The following is a 3,798-nucleotide window of genomic DNA, read 5'->3' as shown; positions in this document are numbered from 1 at the left end:
AGCGCCAGTTGACCGGGTGGGGGCAAGCGTTGCGCGCCTGTTCCCAAGCGATCACCTCCCGGGTCAGGGTATCGGCGTCGGGGATGCGACGATCCAGGCACTGCCGACTCAGGATGCTGAGTTCAATCTCGGCCCTATTCAGCCCACTGCCGTGTTTGGGAGTGTGATGGATTTCCAGCCGTTCGATGAGGGAGCGGGCCAGAGCCGGCTCGAAGGCCTGATACAGAGCGGCGGGCTTGTGGGTGTTCAGATGGTCCATCACCAAGACCCCCTTTTCGGCGTGCGGATAGCGAACCTCCCGCAGGTCGCGGACCTCGTGGGCGAAGTCCACGGCGGTGCGCTGCCCGGTCACGGTCACATGGCGCTGCCCGACCAGCGGCTCGCAGGTGAGGAACAGGTTCGCAGTCCCCCGACGTTCGTATTCATCATCGACCCGTTCCGGTTGACCCGGTTGGGCTGGGATCGGGAGGCGGGTCTGCGCCACCCATTGCTTGCTGATCTCATCCCGACAAATCACCGGCCGGGCCGGGTCGTAGGGCCGGGTGTAGACCTCCAGCACGTCCTCCATCGCGCAGACGAATTCGGCATTGGCCTGAGGCGGAATCCCCCACTGTTGGCGCAGCCACGGCTTGAGTTCGTTTTTTTGAGCGTCACGCGCACGCATTCCGGGCTGATCGACTCGACCACGTTCAGTTCCACCCGCCGGTCGGCCAGCAGTTGTAAGGTCCAATGGCTCCGCCCCTCCGGCACCGCGCCGCAGGCCAGCGCAATCAGGTGGGCCTCCTGGGCACCGTCGAGCTTACGATACTGCCGGCCCGTGGGCTTCTTTCGGAACAGCGCCGCCGCGAGGCTTTCCTCCACGAAGGCTTGGCGGACCCGGTACCCCGTCGAAGCCCCGCACTCCACCGCCTCGGCCATCCGGTCGTCGTCCCAACCCGGCCCGTTCGCCCCGGTATCGGCCTTGAGCAAAATCCGCGCATGGATGATCACGGACGCCGCCCGCTTCCCAGTGCGAATCAGGTCTTCCAGTTCGGTACGTTCCTCGGTGGTCAGGTGGACGATGTATTTGGGTAGCGGCATGATCAGGATCCAGGTCGGCGGTTACCCGCACAGGAAAACCCATGCGCTACTTGAAGTCAACTCAGGACGGGTGAAGTACTAGCCTAATCAACCGCCGCGTCCGCCGTGCATCTCCCAATTCCAATGTTCCAAACTCTGGCTCCGCCCACCCCATATCACTCTCCATAATTGTATAAAAAATTATATGATACAATCAGTTGAGAGATGTGGGTAAACGAATGGGCTGAAAGCAGCCCACCCACCTTCACATGAGATCCACAGCCTTCATCAACCGCTGGGGTAAAGCGCGGTGTGTACAGGGCGAGTAACGATTCCTAATTTGGAGGAGATAACCGTCAGGGGCAGCCCTTTCAAGGTGCTCAGTTGATGGTTGACGTAACCGTCTGATTCTCTGTTACCCAACTCGGCCTAACATCGGGTTTGGCTAAGAAGAGTGTTCGAGGTTAAATTCAACTTATTGATTTTCAATGTTGTATTTTTACACCTTGAAAGGGCTGCCGTCAGGGGGTGGCGTCAAGAGAACAGGAATACGGCTGCGGAGACCGCACAAGTCCAACGACCCTCGGGATCACCTTCGGTGGCAGCAGTCATCGACAAACTGTTGATGACCAGATGGCTGTGTTCGTAGAGACGCTTGCGTTCGTTCCAGGCGACCTCGGGGTCGAGATCCAAGCCCAGGGTGCTGGCAAGCATGCTGGCCGCGAGGTCTTCTGCGAGATCGCCGCTTTGTTCGGCCCTCTGGCCGAACCCGTGGTATTCGGAAATATAACCGTAGGTCTCGGGATCTGCCGGCCGGGCGAGACCGATGCTGGCGTGAATGTGACGGCCGGGTTCGTTGGTCTCGATCCGCGCCATCACACAGAACGTGATGTCGCCCGGCTTCAGGTCGGCCACCCCGATCTCACGCGCTACCAGTTCGCAGCCGGGCGGCAGGATCGATGAGACGTAAACCAGATTCTGTTGTTCAATGTCTGCGTCGCGCAAGGCCAGCTCGAAAGCGGTCAGGGTGTGGCGGTGAACACCGATCCCCTTGGTCAGAAACACACGGGTGGGTGTCGGAAACACGGGCGATTCCTTGTGGTGAACAGAAGGGAAATGGAGGGCTGAAGTTTCATAATAAAGACGCGAGGGCATGAAGTCGAGGCGGATACGATGACATTTTTATGAAGGAAGAACAATAAGATGCAAAACTGATAATATGCAACATCCGATGAGGTAACCGAGTTGGTTTTGGAGCTTTGGAGAGTATGAGCCTAACACCCACCTTCGCAATTCTGCCCCGCTTTCTTGGCGTCACCTTCGAGCCGGCGGCGCGGTTTTCGGTGGCTGGCGTGCCCTTTGATATCGGGACCACCAATCGGGCGGGCGCACGGGCCGGGCCGCTGGCGGTGCGCCACGCCAGCCGGATGCTGGTGGATGGCGATAATCCAGCGAACTGGCGCGATCCCCGGACCTTGGGGTTGGCTGACGTTGGGGATTTCGCTCTGGCCCTCGGCGATATTCCGGCCTCCTTGGCTTTGATCGAGCAGCAGGCGGCAAGATTTCCCCATCTCGTCGCCATCGGCGGCGACCACACCATTACCCTGGCGCTGTTGCGAGCGCTGGCAAGGCGGTCCGGGCCGCTTGGGATGGTGCATTTCGACGCTCATGTGGATACCTGGCCGGATAGTTTTGGTCAGCCGCTCGGGCACGGCTCGGTGTTCTACCGAGCGATCACCGAGGGGTTGGTCGATCCCCGGCGGATGATCCAGATCGGTATCCGTTCACCGGTCGCCCGCGCCGTTTACGAGTGGACGTTAGCGCAGGGCGTGCGCATCGTCAGCGCCGAAGAGGTTCACATGACCGGCCCGCAAGCAGTCGCCGATCTCGTACTCGCTACCGTAGGAACGGTACCGGTCTACCTTTCCTTCGATATCGACGCCATCGACCCCGGGCAGGCACCCGGAACCGGCACCCCCGAGGTGGGAGGTCTGTTCACTTGGCAGGTGATGGCGATCCTGAAGCGACTCGGCGGACTCGACTTCAAGGGCATGGATGTGGTCGAGGTCGCCCCGGCCTACGACATCGCCGAAATCACCGCCCTCGCCGCCGCCAGCGTAGTCTGGCAGTACCTGTCCTTGCAATCCTGATCGGGGTATTCCGACACAGTACGTCATCCCTATCCCTATCCCCAGGGCAATCGCGCTATGTGTGGGGTTGACAGTAGGCTGATCGCCGGGGTAACGGAGCGAGGTTGATCTTGCGGAGAGACCTGATGCGGCCCCAATTGCTCGACCCGCGCCCGTATTTTGCCGACCTGCCGGATCCCCGTCGGGAGAGCCAGAACAAGCTCCACAAACTCCATGACATTCTGATGATCGTGCTGTGCGCGGTGTTGAGCGGGGTGGAGGACTGGGTGGGGATGGCGGACTTTGCCGAGGAGAAGGAAGCTTGGTTGCGGGGATTTTTGGATCTGCCCAATGGCATTCCCTCGCACGACACCCTGAGCGACGTGCTGGGGTGGAGAAAGGCCCCGGCCGGATCGAAATCCGCCGCTATGCCCTGAGCCACCCAATCGACGGGCTGGCGGCCAAACCGGACTGGGCCGGGCTTCAGGCCGTCGGGCGGGTCGAGTCCCCCCGCATCATCAGGGAAAAAACCCGCACCGAATGCCGCTACTTCCTGTGCTCGTTGACGGAACGGGATCGGTTTGCAGCCACGGTGCGCCAGCACTGGGGC

Annotated in this window: 5 protein-coding genes and 1 pseudogene; 3 read left to right on the top strand and 3 right to left on the bottom strand. The window is 60.8% G+C overall.

The genetic code is table 11. The features are described from left to right. The 3 genes from BN874_RS23610 to BN874_RS11155 form a co-directional block, all read right to left on the bottom strand. Positions 1-1,080, bottom strand: a protein-coding gene (locus BN874_RS23610) for an IS630 family transposase (RefSeq protein ID WP_154724881.1) whose coding sequence is annotated in 2 segments (ribosomal slippage) — positions 1-645 and positions 645-1,080 — 1,081 coding nt annotated over the 2 segments. Because the reading frame shifts where the segments join, the coding sequence is not laid out codon by codon here. This gene is flagged as partial in the annotation. 61 nt (positions 1,081-1,141) lie between these two features. Next, positions 1,142-1,234, bottom strand: a complete 93-nt coding sequence (locus BN874_RS26420; protein ID WP_195912172.1) for an IS4/Tn5 family transposase DNA-binding protein — start codon at positions 1,232-1,234, stop codon at positions 1,142-1,144. 359 nt (positions 1,235-1,593) lie between these two features. Further along, entirely contained in the window at positions 1,594-2,145 is a 552-nt protein-coding gene (locus tag BN874_RS11155) for a pyruvoyl-dependent arginine decarboxylase (protein ID WP_034433257.1), read from the bottom strand. 182 nt (positions 2,146-2,327) lie between these two features. Here BN874_RS11155 and speB point away from each other — a divergent pair, with 182 nt between their 5' ends. From speB to BN874_RS25655, 3 genes and pseudogenes are all read left to right on the top strand, one after another. Continuing rightward, complete coding sequence (gene speB, locus BN874_RS11150; RefSeq protein ID WP_034433255.1) at positions 2,328-3,209, top strand: agmatinase; 882 nt, start codon at positions 2,328-2,330, stop codon at positions 3,207-3,209. Positions 3,210-3,334: 125 nt separating this feature from the next. Next, complete coding sequence (locus BN874_RS25660) at positions 3,335-3,625, top strand: transposase family protein (RefSeq protein WP_051497728.1); 291 nt, start codon at positions 3,335-3,337, stop codon at positions 3,623-3,625. Continuing rightward, positions 3,580-3,798 (top strand): annotated as a pseudogene (locus BN874_RS25655) (ISAs1 family transposase); the annotation flags it as partial. The gene BN874_RS25660 and the pseudogene BN874_RS25655, both read left to right, overlap by 46 nt.

This window comes from Candidatus Contendobacter odensis Run_B_J11, assembly GCF_000531125.1.
Classification (GTDB): domain Bacteria; phylum Pseudomonadota; class Gammaproteobacteria; order Competibacterales; family Competibacteraceae; genus Contendibacter; species Contendibacter odensensis.
Note: the sequence above shows the minus strand (reverse complement) of the source record. Positions and strands in the feature narration are given on the sequence as shown.